The sequence below is a fragment of the Corallococcus sp. 4LFB genome, from assembly GCF_046520365.1.
Taxonomy (GTDB): Bacteria; Myxococcota; Myxococcia; order Myxococcales; family Myxococcaceae; genus Corallococcus; species Corallococcus caeni.
This window is the reverse complement of sequence record NZ_JBKGHJ010000940.1, coordinates 1-1,618: the sequence shown is the minus strand read 5'-3', so window position 1 is coordinate 1,618 and position 1,618 is coordinate 1. Positions and strand designations below refer to the sequence as shown.

Here is a 1,618-nt window from a genome sequence, read left to right as displayed (position 1 = left end):
ACCTTCCAGCAGGTCGCCTCCGACGCTCGCTCCGCCAAGTTCGACCTCACCCTGACGATGCAGGACTCACCGCAGGGGTTCACCGGCTGGCTGGAGTACAGCACCGCCCTCTTCGAGCGGAGCACCGTGGAGCGGATGGCCCACCACCTGCGCATGCTGCTGGAGGCCGTGTCCGCGAAGCCCGAACAGGCCCTGTCCGAGCTACCGCTGCTCTCCCGTGAGGAGCGCCAGCGCATCCTCGTGGACTGGAACGACACCGGGGTCGCGAGTCCCATGGAGCTCCCCGTCCACGTCCACTTCGCCCAGCAGGCCCGGCGCACGCCCGACGCGGTGGCCCTGGTCCTGGGCGATGCGACGCTGACGTACGCCCGGCTCGAAGCCCGCGCGAACCAACTGGCCCATCACCTGGGCGCGCTGGGCATCGTTCCCGGCGCGCGCGTCGGGCTCGCGGTCGAGCGTTCGTTCGAGATGGTCATCGCCCTGCTCGCCATCCTCAAGGCGGGCGCGGCCTTCGTCCCCGTGGACCGCAATGCCCCGGTGGACCGCATCGCGATGCTGCTGGAGGACGCCGACGTCGGCGTGGTGCTCACGCATCAACCCTTCGCCTCCAAGCTGCCCGCGTCCGGCACCCGCGTGTGGCTGGACGCGCAGCAGGACGTCCTGGCCACGCTGCCCACGCACGCGCCCGACGTCCGCGTGCACGGCGAGTCGCTCGCCTACGTGATGTTCACGTCGGGCTCCACGGGGCGTCCCAAGGGCGTCAGCGTGCCGCACCGGGGCATCACCCGCCTGGTGCTCGGCAGCACCTTCATGCGCTTCGGACCCGGCGAGGTGTGGCTGCAGGTCGCGCCCATCGCCTTCGACGCGTCCACCCTGGAGCTCTGGGGCGCGCTGCTGCACGGCGCGAAGCTCGTCCTCCCTCCGGCCCACGCCCTGTCGCTGGAAGAGCTGGCCGGGCAGCTGCGCCGTCACCGCGTGACGGCGCTGTTCATCACGACCGCCCTCTTCGAGCAGCTGGCCCTTCACCAGGGCGAGGCATTGGCGGAGGTGCGCCAGGTCCTCACGGGCGGGGACGTGATGCCCTGGTCGCGGCTGCGAGATCACCTCCCGCGGCTCGCCGAAGGCACGACGCTGATTCATGCCTACGGTCCGACGGAGAACACGACCTTCTCCACCACGCTGCCGCTGCACCGCGACACGCGCGTGGACGGCCCCGTCCCCATTGGCCGGCCCATCCCGAACGCCACGGCCTACGTGTTCGATGCGAACCTGCACCCCGTGCCCGTGGGTGTCGCGGGCGAGGTGTACGTGGGAGGCCCCGGGCTCGCGTGGGGCTACCTCCACCGCCCCGAGCTGACCGCGGAGCGCTTCGTGCCCCACCCCTTCGCCTCCACGCCGGGCGAGCGCCTCTACCGCACGGGTGACAAGGCGCGCTGGCTGGAGGACGGCACGCTCGACTTCCTGGGCCGGGTCGACTTCCAGGTGAAGGTGCGTGGCTTCCGCATCGAGCTGGGTGAAATCGAATCCGCCCTGCGCGCCTTCCCGGGCATCAACGAAGCCGTCGTCGTGGCCCGGGGCGCGGACGCGGACAAGCGCCTCATCGGCTACGTCACCGCGC

At 71.4% G+C, this 1,618-nt stretch carries 1 protein-coding gene; it reads left to right on the top strand.

The features are described from left to right. A partial coding sequence (locus ACLEQD_RS43005) for a non-ribosomal peptide synthetase (RefSeq protein ID WP_410391735.1) occupies window positions 1–1,618 on the top strand: 1,618 nt, incomplete at both ends.